This is a genomic window from Mycobacterium sp. NTMscope_Eco_3 (genome assembly GCF_976985685.1).
On the sequence record NZ_CDRJYZ010000001.1, the window covers coordinates 2,126,175 to 2,142,632 of the forward strand.

The following is a 16,458-nucleotide window of genomic DNA, read 5'->3' on the forward strand; positions in this document are numbered from 1 at the left end:
ACGGCAGACTACTTGCGGGCGACCCGGCGCCGGACACGGGGTCTGACACCCTTAGCGCGCCTGTACACCCGCGTATCCGTTGCTGTACAGTCGCCCAGCACAAGGACGATGGTCGAATGAGAGGCCAACCGGTGACTTCCGAGTCGGTCGAGGAATTCCGGAGCCGGGCCAGGGCCTGGCTCGCCGCGAACATGCCACGACTCGATCCGGCCAAGGCGGCGTCGCTGGAGCGAGATCAGCTGCCGTCGTGGCGCCGAGCCCGCGAGTTGCAGAAGCTCCTGTGGGAGGGCGGATTCGCCGGCATCTGTTTCCCGCGCGAGTATGGCGGCCTCGGGCTGAGCTACGAATACAAGAAGGCTTTTGATGCCGAGTCGCTGGGCTACGAGACCCCGTTGCTGCTCAACGTCCCGTCCTTCGCCATCTGCTGCGCCACGATTCTCGATATGGGCAGTGAGGAGCAAAAGCGCGCCCACATCCCGGCCGCGCTACGCGGCGACGAGGTGCTGGTGCAGCTGCTCTCGGAACCCAGCGGGGGATCGGACCTGGCGGGCGTCATCACCCGCGCCGAACGCCGCGACGGGCGATGGATCATCAACGGCGCCAAGACCTGGAGCACGTGGGCATTCGCCGCCGACTATGGCCTGTGCCTGGCCCGCACCAACTGGGACGTGCCCAAACACGACGGGCTCACGATGTTTCTGGTGCCGCTTCGGCATCCCGGCATCACGATCAACCGCGTCGAACAGGTCAACGGGTCGATCGAATTCTGCGAAGAGTTCTTCGACGACGTCGACGTGGGGGATGACGCCGTTGTCGGCGAACCGGGCAAAGGCGGGGAGGTCGCGTCGCGCCAGCTCTACCACGAGCGCCGCAGCATGGGCGACGGTTCCGAATACACCAGCGGGCCGGGAATCGCTGAGGCCGAAGATGTTTCGGTCGACCTGCTGACGTTGGTCGACAAGACCAACCAGCACGACAGCGAACGGGTCCGGGAGATGATCGGGCGCGCCTTGGTTCACCGCACGGTCCACGGTCAGCTCAGCGAGCACGTCTTTCATGCCGTCGCCAGCGGAGCGCTGCCGCCGACCGCGGGATCGATCATCCGGCTATCGATGGCCGCGGTGCACGACGTCGAAACCGACACCGCCCTCGCCGTGTCGGGGACGTCGGCCGTGGTCGAGGACGGCAGCGCGCTGCTCGACATCGGGACACGCTATCTCGGCCGGCAGACCGCCAGTATCGGCGGCGGCACCACCGAGATGGCCCGCAACGTGATCGGCGAACGCGTGCTGAACTTTCCGCGCGAGCGTGCCGACGACCGCGGCGTGCCGTTCAATCAGGTGCGACGCGGCAAAAGCCCGGGAGGCGAACGTAATTGAGCGATCAGCTGCGTGACATCCGCGAGTTGGCGGGGGACTCCGACGCCTACCGCGACGAACTGTACCGACGCTGGACGGGGCTGCTCAGCTACCGCTACATCGGCCGCAAACACTCTTCGATGAACCTCGGCGAGACCGACGACACCGTCACCATCCGGCGCGACATGCGCAACGATGCGGGCGGAATCATGGTGGCGCCGTTGGCCATTTCCTCCCCGGAGGGCTGCCAGACCGACATGGTCGCCGTGCCCAATCCGGTCATCGCGTCGGTACAGATCGTCGACCCCGGCTACGACGTCACACGGGTGGAGATCGTCGGGTCGGGCGTCGTGCACCAGGGACGCACCATGGGCTACGGGCGGTGCATGATCGTCGACGCCGACAATCCGCAGCGGGTGATCGCCTTCAACGAAGGGCAGGGGGCGATCATCGGCATCCCGCCCGAAGGCTTGGACAGGATGGATGTTTCGGGCACCGAACTGGTGATCGAGGACTCTCCCGACCTGCCACCGCTGTGGCAGGCCTTCGGCGCCAGCCGTCGCGACGACGGCCACTGGGTGCTGCCCGAGCTCAGCACCGAACTCGCGTCACCGGATGCAGCGCTGCACATCGGACCCCAGCACGTCGTTCTCGAGGCCGCCGCAATCGATTTGGCCGCCGAGGTCGCGGGAACCAAGATGCTGCAGGTCGTCAGCTGGCACGTGATGTTCATGTCCCGCGGCAAGGTGGGTCCCTTCCGAGTCGAGGGGACGGCACATCCCGGCGGGCGCGGGCGCGTCGGCGTGCGCATGCTGCTGCACGACGAGGGCAACGCCGACAAGGCCGTCACCTCCGCCGCGGCGGTCTTCGACATCGTCGGCTGAGCCGGGTTAGGCGCCCTCCGCCTGGGTGCACCCCGGCGAAGGGCGATAACCTTCCCGGAGGCGACGCGAAGGAGCGTGATGGTCATGCAGGTTTCTCTGTTCGGGCAACTCAGCGGATCGGGCAGTCAATCGCCGATCGACGCAACGATCGCCAACCTCGAGATGCTGCGAGACGAGGGTTTTGCCCGGGTGTGGATGAGCCAATTGCCTTATGAGCCAGACCTTCTCACGATCCTGGCCATCGCGTTGCACGAGGTCGACACCATCGAGGTGGCCAGCGGTGTGGTGCCGATCCAGAATCTGCATCCGATGCTCATGGCGCAGCGCGCCCTCACGTTGAGCCTCGCCTCGGGTGGCCGGTTCACCCTCGGGCTCGGGATGACCCATCAGGCGGTCACCGAGGGGATGTGGGGCATCCCGTGGGACAAGCCGGTGCGCAGGCTCAACGAGTACCTCGACGGGTTGTTGCCCCTGCTGGCCGGTGAACCCGCGGCCGCGGCGGGGGACACGGTGACCACCCGCGGTGCGCTGATGATCTCCGAGGCGCCGCGCCCCGACGTGTACATCGCGGCCCTGGGTCCGCAGCTGCTCAAGATCGCCGGGCGGCGCACGTCGGGCACCTGCACCTGGATGACCGGACCCAAGACACTGGCCGAGCATGTCGGCCCGACGCTGCGGCAGGCGGCCGCCGACGCCGGCCGGGAAAACGAGGTGCGCGTCGCCGCCTCGTTGCCCATCAGCGTCACCGACGATGTCGACGCCGCCCGCAAGCAGGCGGCCGAACAGTTCGCCATTTACGGCCAGTTGCCGTCGTACCGCGCGATGCTCGACCGCGAGGGTTACGCGGGGCCGCAGGATGCCGCCATCATCGGCGACGAGGACACTGTCCGCGGCCGGCTCGACGAACTGCGTGCCGCAGGCGTCGACGAGTACGTCGCCGCGACGTTCGATCCGTCGCCGGAGGGCCGGGCTCGCACGCGGGCGCTGCTGCGGGCGTACGGCTCCTGACCGGCGTGTGGCTATGGCCATACATTGCCTCCGGTACGTATGGTGCATAGACGAGCTCACACGACAGGAGAAGCGCAGTGGCAGAACGGTTGGCGGGAAAGGTCGCCCTCATCAGTGGCGGCGCCCGGGGGATGGGCGCATCGCACGTGCGGTCGCTGGTCGCCGAGGGAGCCAAGGTGGTGTTCGGTGACATCCTCGACGACGAGGGCAAGGCCGTGGCCGCGGAGGTCGACCCTCATTTCCAAGCGGTCCGCTACCTGCACCTCGACGTGACCAGGCCCGAGGATTGGGATGCGGCGGTGGCCACCGCCCTGAGCGAGTTCGGCCGCATCGACGTGCTGGTCAACAACGCGGGCATCATCAACATCGGCACCCTGGAGGACTACGCGCTCTCGGAGTGGCAGCGCATTCTCGACATCAATCTGACCGGAGTGTTTCTCGGGATCCGTGCCGTGGTGAAGCCGATGAAGGAAGCGGGCCGGGGATCGATCATCAACATCTCCTCGATCGAGGGGATGGCCGGCACCATCGCCTGCCACGGCTACACGGCAACCAAATTCGCGGTGCGGGGGCTGACGAAGTCGGCCGCACTGGAACTGGGGCCCAGCGGAATCCGGGTGAACTCCATTCACCCCGGCCTCATCAAGACCCCAATGACCGATTGGGTCCCCGACGACATCTTCCAGACGGCTCTGGGCCGGGCCGCGCAACCCGTCGAGGTCTCCAACCTCGTGGTCTATCTGGCCAGCGACGAGTCCAGCTACTCCACCGGCTCGGAGTTCGTCGTCGACGGCGGCACCACCGCCGGCCTGGGGCACAAGGACTTTTCCAACGTCGAGACCGACGCGCAGCCGGACTGGGTTACGTAGGCTCCGCCCTCCACCGCGACGAAATGGGTTACGTAGCGGCCGTGACCGATTCGCGCTCTTGGGCGGCGGGTTGGGGCCATGGTGACGGGACCGGGCGTTGACGTACGTGTTGTGGCCACCAGAACCACTTGCCCAGCAGCGCCGCAATCGATGGTGTCATCAGCGACCGCACGATCAGGGTGTCGAACAACAGACCCAGGCCGATGGTGGTACCCACCTGGCCGATGACCGTCAGCTCGCTGACCGCCATCGTCATCATCGTGAAGGCGAACACCAGACCGGCTGACGTGACCACCGACCCGGTGCCGCCCATCGAGCGGATGATGCCCGTGTTCAGGCCGGCGTGGATCTCTTCTTTGAACCGCGCCACCAACAGCAGGTTGTAGTCGGCGCCCACGGCCAGCAGGATGATCACCGACATCGCGAGCACCATCCAGTGCAGCTCGATGCCGATGAGGTGCTGCCAGATCAGCACCGACAGCCCGAAGGATGCGCCCAGCGACAGCAAGACGGTTCCCACGATGACCGCCGAGGCCACCACACCGCGCGTGATGAGCAGCATGATGATGAAAATCAGGCACAGCGAAGCGATTCCGGCGATCAACAGGTCGTAGGTGTTGCCGTCGCTGAGGTCTTTGTAGATCGACGCGGTGCCCGCGAGGTAGATCTTGGAGCCCTCTAGCGGCGTGCCCTTCAGTGCCTCGTAGGCCGCCTTCTTGATCGCGCCGATGTGCGAAATGCCTTCCTGCGACATCGGATCGCCGTCATGGCTGATGATGAAGCGCACGGCGTGCCCGTCGGGGGAGATGAAGTTCTTCATGCCCTTCTTGAACTCTTTGTTGTTGAAGGTCTCCGGGGGCAAGTAGAACGAATCGTCGTTTTTGGAGGCGTCAAACGCTTTACCCATGGCGCTGGAGTTCTTCTGCGCCTCTTTCTGCTGATCCTGCAGACCCTTCTGGGTCGAATACATGGTCAGCATGGTCGTTTTCATCGCCTTCATGTTTTCGATCATGGACGGCATCAGCGCCACCATCTGGGGCATCAGCGTGTCGAGATGATCCATGACCGGTAGCAGGCTCTCGATGTCGTCGGTCATGGTGTCGATGCCGTCGAGGCCGTCGAACACCGAGCGCAGCGACCAGCACGCCGGGATGTCATAGCAGTGCTTTTCCCAGTAGAAGTAGCTACGCATCGGCCGGAAGAAGTCCTCGAAATCGGCCATGTGGTCGCGTAATTCGTTGATGTCGATGGTCATGTCGTGCATCTTTTTGACCATCACGTGCATGTCGTTGGCCATCTGCACGGTGATGCTGGACATCTTTTCCATGCTGTCGATGGTCGTCTGCATCATGTCGGCCTGGTGCAGCATGTCGGCCATCTGATCTTCTTGGTACTTCTGGCTCATCTGCTGGCTGACGCCCTGCATGCTGATCTGGAAGGGTATCGACGTGTGCTCGATCGGCGTGCCCTGCGGACGGGTGATTGCCTGCACGCGCCCGATGCCCGGCACGCGGAAGACCGTCTTGGCAATCTTGTCGATCACCAAGAAGTCCGCCGAATTCCGCAGATCGTGGTCGCTTTCGATCATCAGCACCTCGGGGTTCATCCGCGCCTGCGAGAAGTGCCGATCCGCGGCCGCATACCCCTCGTTGGCCGGCAGGTCCGTCGGTAGGTAGTTGCGGTCGTTGTAGTTGGTCCGGTAGCCGGGCAGGGTCAGCAAACCCACCAGCGCCACCCCGATGGTCATCACCAGGATCGGGCCGGGCCAGCGCACGACGAGCGCACCGACCTTGCGCCACCCGCGAATCCGTTGCGTGCGCTTGGGTTCCAGTGTCTTACCGAAGCGGATTACCACGGAGATGACCGCGGGACCCAGCGTCAACGCCGCCGCGACGACGACCACCATGCCGATCGCCAGCGGGATACCCAGCGTCTGGAAGTAGGGCAGGTTGGTGAAGTGCAAGCAGAAGGTAGCACCGGCGATGGTCAAGCCCGACCCGAGCACCACGTGCGCGGTGCCCTTGTACATCGTGTAGTACGCATCGACTCGGGACTCGCCGATAGAGCGGGCTTCCTGATATCGGCCGATCAAGAAGATCGCGTAGTCGGTGGCGGCCGCGATCCCCAAGGTGACCAACAGGTTCGTGGCGAACGTGGAGAGCCCGATGAGCTTGAAATAGCCTAGGAACGCGACCATTCCGCGCGCGGCCGACAGCTCGAGGACGACCATCACCAGCGTGAGCAGCACCGTGATGACGGAGCGATAGACCAACAGCAGCATCGCGATGATGACGGTGAACGTGGCCGCGGTGATGAGCTGCATGCTGCGGTCGCCGGCCTCGTGCTGGTCCGCCGACAACGCCGCGGGACCGGTGACGTAGGCCTTCACCCCTTTGGGTGGGGTCACGCTCTTGACGATGTGTTGGACCGATTCCACCGACTCGTTGGCCAGGGCCTCGCCCTGGTTACCGGCGAGGTAGACCTGGACGTAGGCGGCCTTGCCGTCGTTGCTCTGCGCGCCCGCTCCGGTGAGTGGATCGCTCCACATATCTTGTACGTGTTCAACGTGTTTGGTGTCGGCGTCGAGCTTCTTGACGACCTCGTCGTAGTAGGCGTGCGCGTCCGCGCCCAGTGGATTCTGTCCCTCGAGGACGATCATCACCGAGCTGTTGGACTTGTACTCGTTGAAGATCGCGCCCATGCGCTTGGTCGCGACCACCGACTGCGCGTCATCCGGTGCCATCGACACCGAGCGCATCTTGCCGACCTCCTCCAGCTGGGGGACGGAGACGTTGAGCACCGCGATGATCGCGATCCAGCCCAGGATGATCGGTACGGCGAACGTCCGGATGAGCCGCGGGATCTTGTCGCGCACCGGTTCGTCGACGACGGGGATGGTGTCGGTACGGGCGTCGTTGAACGTTGTGCTCATGCGGATTTCACCAAGCAGAAGGTCAGGGCGTGTACGCCGTGGGTGATGTTCTCGTCCTTGACTTCGTCATCGATGGTGATGCGGCAACCGAGGGAGTTGCCGTCGCTTTGTGCCGAAAGGTTCGGGAAGACCGAAGGGGCGGTGGTGCTCAGGACCAGCGTCCACGGCAGAGGTGCCCCGTCGATTCGCTTCGGGTCGGCGGCCAGATCCAGGTAGTTCACGTTCGCGTAGCTGGCCGAGCCGAAGACTTCGTATTTGACGACCTTGGGCTTGAACGGCTTGGACTCATCGAGTCGCGGGCTGGTCATGACGCCCGTGTCGTGCGCGCTGAAGAACGACTTGACCCGAACGACGGCAAACCCGCCGACCAGCACCACCGCCACGATCAACAGCGGCAGCCAGGCGTTGCGCACAAATCTCGATATCTGCACCTAGGTGATCCCTTCCTCATCACGCGGACGTGACACGGATCAGCGTTTGCGCGACTGGAGGTCGTGGCCAGGTGAGTGCCCACAAGTCGCACCGATCAACAACGAATTACGTCGATTGCTTTGGTTCGTGCGCAAGACCGTCAAATGCGGTGAAAGTCACCCATCCCCACTGCTGACGTCCCCGGCGGCGACACCCGGCTCACCTTGTTGCTGCAGCCTCCCCGGGCACCGCCACCAGCGCATAGTACATGATGTGCATATCTTGCAGTGTATGCAACATTTGCTGCTGGTGTTTCAAATCACTTCGTGAAGATGCTGTTCACCAGCGCGGCGGCACGTTCAACATAGGGCATCGGCGTGTCGGCTTTTTCACTCGCCTCGCCGCTTGCCCACCGCTCGAGGCCCGACCGCACCGCCGTCAGCGCCAGCGCGGAAATCAGCGCGGCCATCTCGTCATCGGGTTGCATCGCCTGGCGGCGGACGATGATGTCGGTCAACTGGTTCTGGAATCGTTCCAGATCGGCGAGGAATGCCGCCAGAACGGCGGGCGAAGTCTTGGCGAGTTCGAGCATGTGAGCCGCGTGTTCGCGCCGAGGTGGCACGTCGCGCAGGTGGTGTGCCGCCAGGGTGATCAGCTCTGCTAGGACGACCGAGTAGGGGGCGGGTCCGGCGGCGACGAAATCCTCGGCCAGCTCGGCGGGGATGTCTGAGGGGCCGTAGGCGAGCGCGGACTCCTTGTTGGGGAAGTAATTGAAGAACGTGCGGGTCGACACTCCGGCTTCGGCGCAGATTTCGTCGACCGTGACCTTGTCGAATCCCCGTTCCAGCGTGAGGCGCACGGCGGCGTCGCGGATGTCGGCGCTCGTCTGGCGGCGACGGCGCTCGCGCAGCCCTAGGGGATTGGCCATACCCATATAGTTGCACGTTGTGCACAGTTTGCAGTCAAAAGGTGCCATCTTGACGGTCGGAGGGCACACCTGACGGCGGAAGCAACTACGTTCCGGGCTTTCGGCACATCGCGCCATCGTCGTTCTGGCGCAACATCATTGGACCAGCCGCGGCGGTACAAGAGCCGGGTTCGGGCGGGTCATCCGCTGGGGGCGAGGGCGCCCCGCAAGTAGTCGCATTGACTCTCGAAGAACTTCGCCGAGATCGCCGCCTTGTCGGCGATCTGGTCGAAGGCGTGAAACGCCCCCGGAACGATCTCCTCCTGCACCGGCACGCCCGCTTCACGCAACCGCCGCGCGTACTCGAGGCTCTCGGAATAGAAGAGGTCCAGCGTTCCCACGCCGATCCAGGCGGGCGGCAAGCCCGACAAATCCTTCCGGCGCGCCGGTGCCGCTTCTTCGGGGTCGGCCCCGTTGAGGTACCACTGCCAGGCCAATTGGTTATCGGATTCGGTCCACATGATCCGCCTGGGGCCATCACGCCGGGCGCCGGTGCGATCGTCGAGCATCGGATACACCAGCATTTGGAAAGCGACTTTGACGTCCTGGCGGTCGTGCGCCCGCTGCGCCACCGCGGCGGCGAAATGCCCGCCGGCGCTGGCCCCGCCGACGGCGACTCGATCCGGGTCCACCCATGGCTGGCGCGCCAGCCAGAGCAGGGCCGCATAACAGTCCTCGACCGGTATCGGGTAGGGGTGTTCGGGGGCTAGCCGGTGTTCGACCGCCGCGATCGCGACGCTGGTGAGCTCAGACAGTTGGCGCAGATACTTGTCGTCCTGGGCAGCGTGGCCCATGATGGTGCCGCCGCCGTGGATCCACAGCAACGCCGGTGCGTGGTCGGCAAGGCCGGCCGGACGGTGCAGACGCACGCTGACGTGCTCATTGACCGCGGCCACCGGCACGGTGCGGATGCGGCCGGCGTTGCCCATCAGGTTCATGATGGCGCGCTGCAGCTTCAGACCGCGGTGCAAGGCGTAACCCCGGGGCAGGAATCGAGCCACTTTGCGAAGACCGGGATCCAAGACGTGGGGCGACGTGAAGGCGTTGTCGGGGAGCCTGTTTGCCATCGAATGCCCTCTGTTCCCTTGCGCCGGCAGACATGCTGACCATACAGGACGGAGGTAATGTCCATGCGTGGGAAAATTGAACCGGCTGAGCGTCCGCGCATTGGTCACGCGTCGCACTGGGCAGCCGACGCATTAGCCAAGCGGCACAGTTCGTTTCAGCGCGTCCGGTCGTCGCCGCCGGTGAGTGAACGCGCGACGTGACCAAACCTTGCCGCCCAGTGCGCGGAGCTCGTCAATCGCGGTGCCGGTGACCGCGTCCGCGTACCGTGATGTAGCGCCGGTTAGCATCGGACGTCCGGATGTCGGTGCGGAAGGTAGGGCATTGGCTGCGATACCCGTCATCGCGCTCACCGGTCACCTCGGGGCTGGCAAGACGACTCTGCTCAACCACTTGCTACGCCATCCCGGCACACGAATCGGCGTGGTGGTCAATGATTTCGGCGATATCAACATCGACGCTTCTCTGGTGGCCGGCCAGGTCGACGAGCCGGCCTCGATCGCCGGCGGATGCATCTGTTGCCTGCCCGATGGAGGTGGGCTGGATGAGGCACTGATCAAGCTCGCCGACCCGGCTCGGCGCCTCGATGCCATAGTGGTCGAGGCCAGCGGTCTGGCCGACCCCGTGGCGATCGCGCGGATCATTGGCTTCAGTGAGATACGCGGGGTCCGCGCAGGCGCGCTTGTCGACGTGGTCGATGCCGTGAATCACTTCGACACCGTCGACTGCGGCACGCTACCGCCGGTGCGGTATGGCGCGGCGTCGCTGATTGTGGTCAACAAGCTTGATCAGGTTCCCGAGAATGAGCGATCGGCCGTGGTGCAACGTGTCATACAGCGGGCGGCGCAACGTAATCCGCGCATCCACGTGGTCGGCACCAGCGGCGGCCGGATAGACCCAGCGCTTCTCTTCGACGCGTCTGGCATGTCCGGACAGGCTGGGCAGCTCTCGTTTCTGGACTTGGTGTCCGAGCACGAGCATGACCACGTCCACGCGGATGCCGTCACCGTCAGCAGCGATGGTTGCGTCGACCCTGATGCCCTGCTCGATCTTCTCGAACAGCCGCCGCCGCAGGTTTTCAGGATGAAAGGCATTGTGGCGGTGCGGAACAGGACGACCGTCCGCGAATATGTCGTCAACCTGGTGGGTAGCGCAATACACATCGCAAAAGCACCGCCGGGGTCCATGGCCAACTGCCTGGTGGCGATCGGGATGCATCTCGACATCCCCGCCGTACGCGCGCGCCTCGACAACGCGCTGCAGCCGGCGTCGGGGTCGGCGCCGGCGCCGGCATTGCGGCGTCTTCAACGGTACCGGCGGTTCAGCGGGTGAGCGATGATGCGGCAAGATACGGCTTGATGTCTTCTTCGCTGGGCGACGTGCTCGCCACCTTGGAGCTCGACCGAGTCGACCAGTGGCTCTTCGTCGGGCAGCAGCTTCCCGCGCCCGCCAATCATATTCTCGGTGGGCATATCTCGGCTCAGGCGTTGTTGGCGGCAAGCCACACCGTGCCGGGTCGAGCGCCGCACAGCGTCCACACGTACTTCCTGCGGCCGGGCGACTCGCGTCGGCCGGTTGATTTCGAAGTTGTCGACCTGCAAGAGGGCCGGACGTTTTCGGCGCGGCGGGTCACCGCACGCCAAGATGGCAAGATTCTGATGGAAGCGATGTCGTCGTTCAAAGTCGCCGATTCCGCGCCCGCGCACGTCGTTTACCAGCCGCCCATGCCAGCAGCTCCGAGCCCAGAGTCCCTGCCGTGGGTTACCCCGCATTTAGCGGAGTCCGACGAAGGCACCCAAGGGCGCTGGGCCAGCCTGCGCTGGTTCGAACGCCGGATCATCGACACCGAGGTCGCTCCACCCGCACGCGCGTCGATGTGGTGGCGACCCGACGGGCAAGTTCCCGACGATCCAGTCCTGACCGCCAGCCTGGTGGCCTACCTGTCGGCGGTGACGTTGACCGAACCGGCATACGCGGCACGCGGTGGTGTCGGGGCATCGGCTCAGCGTGACCATTCGGTGTGGTTCCACGCTCCGGCGGCGTTGTCGGATTGGCTTCTCTACGACCGCTCGTCGCCGAGTAGCGCCGGTTCGCTGGCGCTGGCGAGTGGGACGATGTTCAACCGTACAGGCGAGCTGGTGTGCACGGTGAAACAAGAGATGTACTTCCCGCCGTACGCAGCCTGAGACCGCAAATTGATGGTTCGCCTTTTGTCCGTTGTCGTTCTATCTGAGGCAGGTGCGGGCGTCTGACCTGCGGTGCCTCAGATCAAATGGCGATCCTGTTGCGGGTGGTTTGTCATCTGATCTGAGGTAAATAGGCCGGATCCTGGCCGCCTACGGGGAGGCGTGTTCGTCGGCGGCTCGCTGGCGTGGGGTATGGCCCTCGAGGGGTTCCGACCCGGCCGCTGGGACGTGCTTGGCGCCCCTGGTTTTCCTGGCCGGCGTTGCCGTGAACATGTACGCTCCTCGCGGCCACTAGCTTTCGGCCGCAATCGCCCGTCGCAGCGCGGTCAGTATGACGTCACGGCTGGGCAGATCCAACCGACAGACGTCACCCGTCGGCGGCCGATCGGGACGCATCACATCGGTGCCGTCAATCAGTATCGACGGTGACGGAAAGGGTCCGACCCGCTCAACGATCGCCGTGTTGATCCCGACCACGGCCAAACAGTCGACCAGCATTTCATGGGCCGTTGCCGCGTTCGGACAGCCCGGGCTGCTCAGAATCTCAATCCGCATCCCACGGTCTCCCAACACCCGTCATTAGCATCTCAGGTGGGATGCTCCTATAGATTGTCAAGGGCTGACCGCTGGGTCTTCGGGTGTGGGTGTGAATCGTGTTGGGCGCGTGAGTTCCTGGTAGATCTCGCGGGCGATGGCCCGTTTGAGGCAGCGCATGATGTCCTTCTTTGACAGTCCTTCGGCGGTTCGCCGGCGAGCATAGGCGCGGGTGCGTTCGTCATATTTCAGCCGCACGACAGCGACGGTGTGAAGTGCTTTGTTCGCTGCCCGGTCGCCACCCCGGTTGAGCCGGTGGCGGTTCGTGCGTCCCGAGGATGCCGGGATAGGAGCAACACCGGCGAGATGGGCGAAGGAGGCCTCGGAACGAAGCCGTTCGGGGTTGTCGCCGGCACTGACCAACAGTTGTCCGGCGACCTCGGTGCCGACGCCAGTCTTGGCCAGCAGACCTGGAGCAGCAGTGGTGGTCAGCTCATCCAAGACGATGTCGAGCTCTTTGATCTCGTCATTGAGCGCCAGGTGGCGGCGAGCCAGGGATCGAAGCGTAAGTCTGATCGCTGCCGCTGGCGCCGAGAGGTCTGTTCCGGGGCGCAGACGCGACAGCGCCTGGATCAATGCAACGGTTCCCAACGGTTTCATGTGCTCACGCAAGTCCATCGGGCCGGTGATCAGCAGTCCGCGAATCTGGTTGATGCACTGAGTCTTTGCCTTGACTGCCGATCGCCGAGCCACGCGAAGACAACGGATGGACTCCACGATGCCGTCTCGTGATTTCGGAACGCTGTCGGCTCGCCCGGAGGCTACCGCTTGGGCTGCTGCGTAGGCATCAACGGGATCAGACTTGCCATTGGCGCGCCGGGTCGCACGGTCGGGCCGGTTGACCTCGAGCACCGCCAGGCCCGCTGCCGTCAACACCCGGCCCAGTTGGGCTCCGTAGGTTCCGGTGCCTTCCACTCCCACACCGGCGACCGATCCGATCGAGGAGATCCAGTCCAGGAGGCTGCGGTAGCCGTCCGGATCGGCGGGGAATTCTCGGTCGCCGAGGTGGCGTCCGAGTTGGTCGATGACAGCAACGTGGTGCGTATCGGCGTGGGTGTCGACCCCGACAAAGACAGCGGTCGATGCGGCAGGCATTGGCCTCCTTCAGTGGTACTGATACGGACAGCACCCTGAGCGCGGGCCGATGGGACAAGACAGTGATGGGCCCCGTTGCTACGACAAGCTCCTATAAGGTCACCAAGCACGCCCTCAACGGGTGCATGGGCTCAGTGACGGACCGGCAGATCCCACTCAAAGGCAGCCATCCGGCGCCGGTCAATTTTCGGGCCAGGCCCGCCACCAAGCTCCGAAACAATGATCACTGTCAATTTTCGCGACCCGGTGACAGTTGCAGCCGGAGTTCGACGCGCCCGGTAGCTCGGCGATTTCGGGTACGCCGTGGCAGGCGCACTCCCTTGCGGCGAGTTCAAGCCGCGGCTCGCCGCTGCTGCGGTCGCAAAGTGTGCCGAGACGCGTCTATGCCGGCCATTTCTTGCGCCTGCTCGGCTGCGGTCTGCCCTAGCCGGACCAAATCCGCTCGCTCCTGGACCGAAAGCGGCTGTTCGCCAGCGACATCTGGCCGCTGGCCGTCACCGCTGCGGGCCTGGGACATCAGCCACCGCTCATCGCGCACCCATGTATGCAGCAGGCTCGTGTCCACGTTTAGCTGGCGGGCTACCTCAGCGACTCGCCGCTGCCCGTCGATCACCATGTGCGCGGCCGTGACTCGATACTGCGGGGTGAATGAGCGCCGATGTTGTGGCATACCTACTGGCTTCACGAATCCCACGTCGCGCTATCTGGGATGTCCACCATGTGGGCGGTCTGGGGCGATCCTTGTCGGGTGTGGCGGCCGAAGCGGCGTAGCCGCAGCGAGTTGGTGACCACGCTGACCGAGGAGAGCCCCATCGCCGCTCCCGCGATGATCGGGTTGAGCAGACCGAGTGCGGCTAGGGGGATCGCGGCGGTGTTGTAGCCGAAGGCCCAGCCAAGGTTCTGGTGGATCGTGCGCAGCGTCTGCCGCGAGAGCGCGATCGCCTCCACAACACCGTCGAGCCGGCCGGACATCAGCGTGATGTCGGAGGCCTCGATGGCCACGTCGGTGCCGGTGCCGATCGCAATGCCCAGATCGGCCTGCACCAGCGCGGGGGCGTCGTTGACGCCGTCGCCCACCATCGCGACCACCCGCCCCTGGTCTTGTAGCCGCTCGATCTCGGTGACCTTGTCCTGCGGCAGCACCTCAGCCAGGACGTGATCGATGCCGACCTGTGTGGCGATCGCGGCGGCGGTGCGCGCGTTGTCGCCGGTGATCATGGCGACCTGCAAGCCCATGGCGTGCAGTTGAGCGACCACGTCGGCGGCGTCGTCCTTGACCGTGTCAGCGACGGCGAGCACGCCCACAACGTGGTCGTCGCGGCCGACGAACACCGCGGTGCGGCCCTGCTCTTCGAGTTCGGCGGCCGCCGCCGCAAGGTGCTCAGGCAGCAGCAGCTCGTGGTCGTCGACAAGTGTGCGACGTCCGACCAGCACGGTGCGGCCGTCGATCTGGGCCTGCACCCCGTGGCCGGCGAGGCTGGCGAACGCCGTGGCGGCCGGAATCTGCAACCCCAGCTCGCGCGCGGCCGCGACGATCGCCGCGCCGATGGGGTGCTCGGAGCCCGACTCGACCGCGGCGGCGATCTGCAGCACCAGATTGGGCTGGCGCCGCTTGCCGGCAATCACATCGGTGACCCGCATCTGGGCGCGGGTCAGCGTGCCGGTTTTGTCGAACACCACGGTGTCGATCTTCTTCGACGCTTCCATCACCTCGCCGCCTTTGACCAGGATCCCCAGCTCCGCGCCGCGGCCGGTGCCGACCGTGATCGCCGTGGGAGTGGCCAGGCCCAGCGCACACGGGCACGCGATGATCAGCACCGCCACCGCGGCGGTCATACCGGCGACCGGGTTGGCGGCGATCAGCGTCCACCCGGCAAACGTCACCGCGGCAACCCCGACGACGGCCGGGACGAACACCGCCGAGACCCGGTCAGCCAGTCGCTGTACCGGCGCCTTGCCGCCCTGTGCCTGCTCGACCAGGCGCACAATCTGCGCCAGCGCGGTATCGGCGCCGACGGCGGTGGCGCGCACGGTCAGCAGCCCGTCGATGTTGACCGTCGCACCGGCAACACGGTCGCCCACCGATTTTTCGACCGGGACGGACTCGCCGGTCAGCATTGACTCATCGACGACGGCGCGCCCGTCGGTGATCTCGCCGTCGACCGGGATCTTCTCCCCAGGCCGTACCCGTACCAGGTCTCCGACTTGTACCTGATCAACCGGCACGAGAATTTCTTGCCCGCCGACGAGCAGGCAGGCTTCCTTGGCGCCCATCTCCAAAAGCTTGCCGATCGCCTCCGACGCCTTGCTCGTGGATCTGGCCTCGAAATAGCGACCCAGCACCACGAACGCAATGATCAGCGCCGCCGTCTCGAAGAACAGTGCGCCACCGGCGAACAACTCATACGTGGAGTAGCCGAATGCGGTCAATGTGCCCAGTGTGATCAGCGTGTCCATGTTGGCGCTTCCCGCCCGCGCCTGCTGCACCGCGCCGCGCAGGAACGGCCACCCGGCGACGAATTGCACCGGTACCGTCGCCGCGAACGCCAACCACCCCGCCCACGGATAGGCGCCGAACACCATCGTCGACACCGACGCCAGCAGCGCCAACGGCATGGCCAGCCACAACCGCCGCAACCAGTTCCGCTGCTCACGCCTGTTCAGTTCACCCGAGGACGCCGTGCCGCACGCACCGCCCTGTCCCTGCCCGCAGCCGCCACTACCCTCGGTGTCGCGCGGCGCGTCGCTATCGGGCCGGGCGCCCAGTAATCGGCGGAGTCCACCGATGGCCTTGCGCACCACCCCGGGGGTGCGCGCATCGCCGGAATGCGGGGCACGGGTGGGCACCAACTCTGCAGGGATGTGCTCGGCTACGCCGATCGCCGACAGCACCGCCGCGGTGTCGCAGCGCTGCGGCGAATACTGGATCACCACCGATGCCGTGCGCGGATAGGCCGTCACCGCCTGCACACCGGGCACCGTGGCCAGAGTCTCCTCGATCGCGACGGCCCGGACCGCATCGACATGAAATCCGGTGATGCGCAGCCGCATCCGCCCGGACGCGTCCGATACGACCGTCGCCGTGGCGT

At 65.3% G+C, this 16,458-nt stretch carries 14 protein-coding genes and 1 pseudogene; 7 read left to right on the top strand and 8 right to left on the bottom strand.

The annotated features are described in order from the left end of the window. Window positions 1-131 precede the first annotated feature (131 nt). From AC0KTM_RS09730 to AC0KTM_RS09745, 4 genes are all read left to right on the top strand, one after another. The gene (locus tag AC0KTM_RS09730; RefSeq protein ID WP_472415484.1) at window positions 132-1,379 is read left to right on the top strand and encodes an acyl-CoA dehydrogenase family protein; all 1,248 of its coding nucleotides are present in this window, start codon (window positions 132-134) and stop codon (window positions 1,377-1,379) included. Further along, window positions 1,376-2,242, top strand: a complete 867-nt coding sequence (locus tag AC0KTM_RS09735) for a hypothetical protein (protein WP_238957993.1) — start codon at window positions 1,376-1,378, stop codon at window positions 2,240-2,242. Before AC0KTM_RS09730 ends, AC0KTM_RS09735 begins: the two co-directional genes overlap by 4 nt. A gap of 78 nt (window positions 2,243-2,320) precedes the next feature. Continuing rightward, on the top strand, window positions 2,321-3,250 hold the full coding sequence (locus AC0KTM_RS09740; RefSeq protein WP_238957994.1) for a TIGR03564 family F420-dependent LLM class oxidoreductase: 930 nt from the start codon (window positions 2,321-2,323) through the stop codon (window positions 3,248-3,250). A gap of 77 nt (window positions 3,251-3,327) precedes the next feature. Next, window positions 3,328-4,119 (top strand): SDR family oxidoreductase, encoded by a 792-nt coding sequence (locus AC0KTM_RS09745; protein ID WP_238957995.1) that lies wholly within the window; start codon window positions 3,328-3,330, stop codon window positions 4,117-4,119. Between the two features lie 28 nt (window positions 4,120-4,147). On the opposite strand, the gene AC0KTM_RS09750 is transcribed toward AC0KTM_RS09745, so the two are convergent. The 4 genes from AC0KTM_RS09750 to AC0KTM_RS09765 all read right to left on the bottom strand — a co-directional run bounded on the left by AC0KTM_RS09750 (window position 4,148) and on the right by AC0KTM_RS09765 (window position 9,496). Then, complete coding sequence (locus tag AC0KTM_RS09750) at window positions 4,148-7,051, bottom strand: MMPL/RND family transporter (protein WP_225326770.1); 2,904 nt, start codon at window positions 7,049-7,051, stop codon at window positions 4,148-4,150. Beyond that, window positions 7,048-7,482: an MmpS family transport accessory protein gene (locus AC0KTM_RS09755; RefSeq protein ID WP_308011532.1), complete on the bottom strand. Its 435-nt coding sequence runs from the start codon at window positions 7,480-7,482 to the stop codon at window positions 7,048-7,050. The genes AC0KTM_RS09750 and AC0KTM_RS09755 overlap by 4 nt, the downstream gene beginning before the upstream one ends. Window positions 7,483-7,781: 299 nt before the next feature. Then, window positions 7,782-8,390: a TetR family transcriptional regulator gene (locus AC0KTM_RS09760; protein ID WP_225326769.1), complete on the bottom strand. Its 609-nt coding sequence runs from the start codon at window positions 8,388-8,390 to the stop codon at window positions 7,782-7,784. Between the two features lie 179 nt (window positions 8,391-8,569). Continuing rightward, entirely contained in the window at window positions 8,570-9,496 is a 927-nt protein-coding gene (locus AC0KTM_RS09765; protein WP_238957996.1) for an alpha/beta hydrolase, read from the bottom strand. Window positions 9,497-9,818: 322 nt separating this feature from the next. Between AC0KTM_RS09765 and AC0KTM_RS09770 the strand changes: the two genes are divergently transcribed. From AC0KTM_RS09770 to AC0KTM_RS09780, 3 genes and pseudogenes are all read left to right on the top strand, one after another. Next, entirely contained in the window at window positions 9,819-10,826 is a 1,008-nt protein-coding gene (locus AC0KTM_RS09770; RefSeq protein ID WP_238958051.1) for a CobW family GTP-binding protein, read from the top strand. 26 nt (window positions 10,827-10,852) lie between these two features. Beyond that, window positions 10,853-11,680 (top strand): acyl-CoA thioesterase, encoded by an 828-nt coding sequence (locus AC0KTM_RS09775; protein ID WP_472415485.1) that lies wholly within the window; start codon window positions 10,853-10,855, stop codon window positions 11,678-11,680. Between the two features lie 133 nt (window positions 11,681-11,813). Continuing rightward, a pseudogene (locus tag AC0KTM_RS09780) lies at window positions 11,814-11,975 on the top strand (YnfA family protein); the annotation flags it as partial. Here AC0KTM_RS09780 and AC0KTM_RS09785 read toward each other — a convergent pair. The 4 genes from AC0KTM_RS09785 to AC0KTM_RS09800 all read right to left on the bottom strand — a co-directional run bounded on the left by AC0KTM_RS09785 (window position 11,972) and on the right by AC0KTM_RS09800 (window position 16,420). Then, window positions 11,972-12,235: a hypothetical protein gene (locus tag AC0KTM_RS09785; RefSeq protein ID WP_007172605.1), complete on the bottom strand. Its 264-nt coding sequence runs from the start codon at window positions 12,233-12,235 to the stop codon at window positions 11,972-11,974. The pseudogene AC0KTM_RS09780 and the gene AC0KTM_RS09785 sit on opposite strands and share 4 nt — an antisense overlap. A 57-nt stretch (window positions 12,236-12,292) precedes the next feature. Continuing rightward, window positions 12,293-13,369, bottom strand: a complete 1,077-nt coding sequence (locus AC0KTM_RS09790; RefSeq protein WP_238955752.1) for an IS110 family RNA-guided transposase — start codon at window positions 13,367-13,369, stop codon at window positions 12,293-12,295. A 331-nt stretch (window positions 13,370-13,700) separates the two neighbouring features. Continuing rightward, window positions 13,701-14,039 (bottom strand): transposase, encoded by a 339-nt coding sequence (locus AC0KTM_RS09795; protein ID WP_033718757.1) that lies wholly within the window; start codon window positions 14,037-14,039, stop codon window positions 13,701-13,703. Between the two features lie 11 nt (window positions 14,040-14,050). Beyond that, a complete protein-coding gene (locus AC0KTM_RS09800) occupies window positions 14,051-16,420 on the bottom strand; it encodes a copper-translocating P-type ATPase (RefSeq protein ID WP_089150873.1) in 2,370 nt (789 codons plus the stop codon). Window positions 16,421-16,458 lie beyond the last annotated feature (38 nt).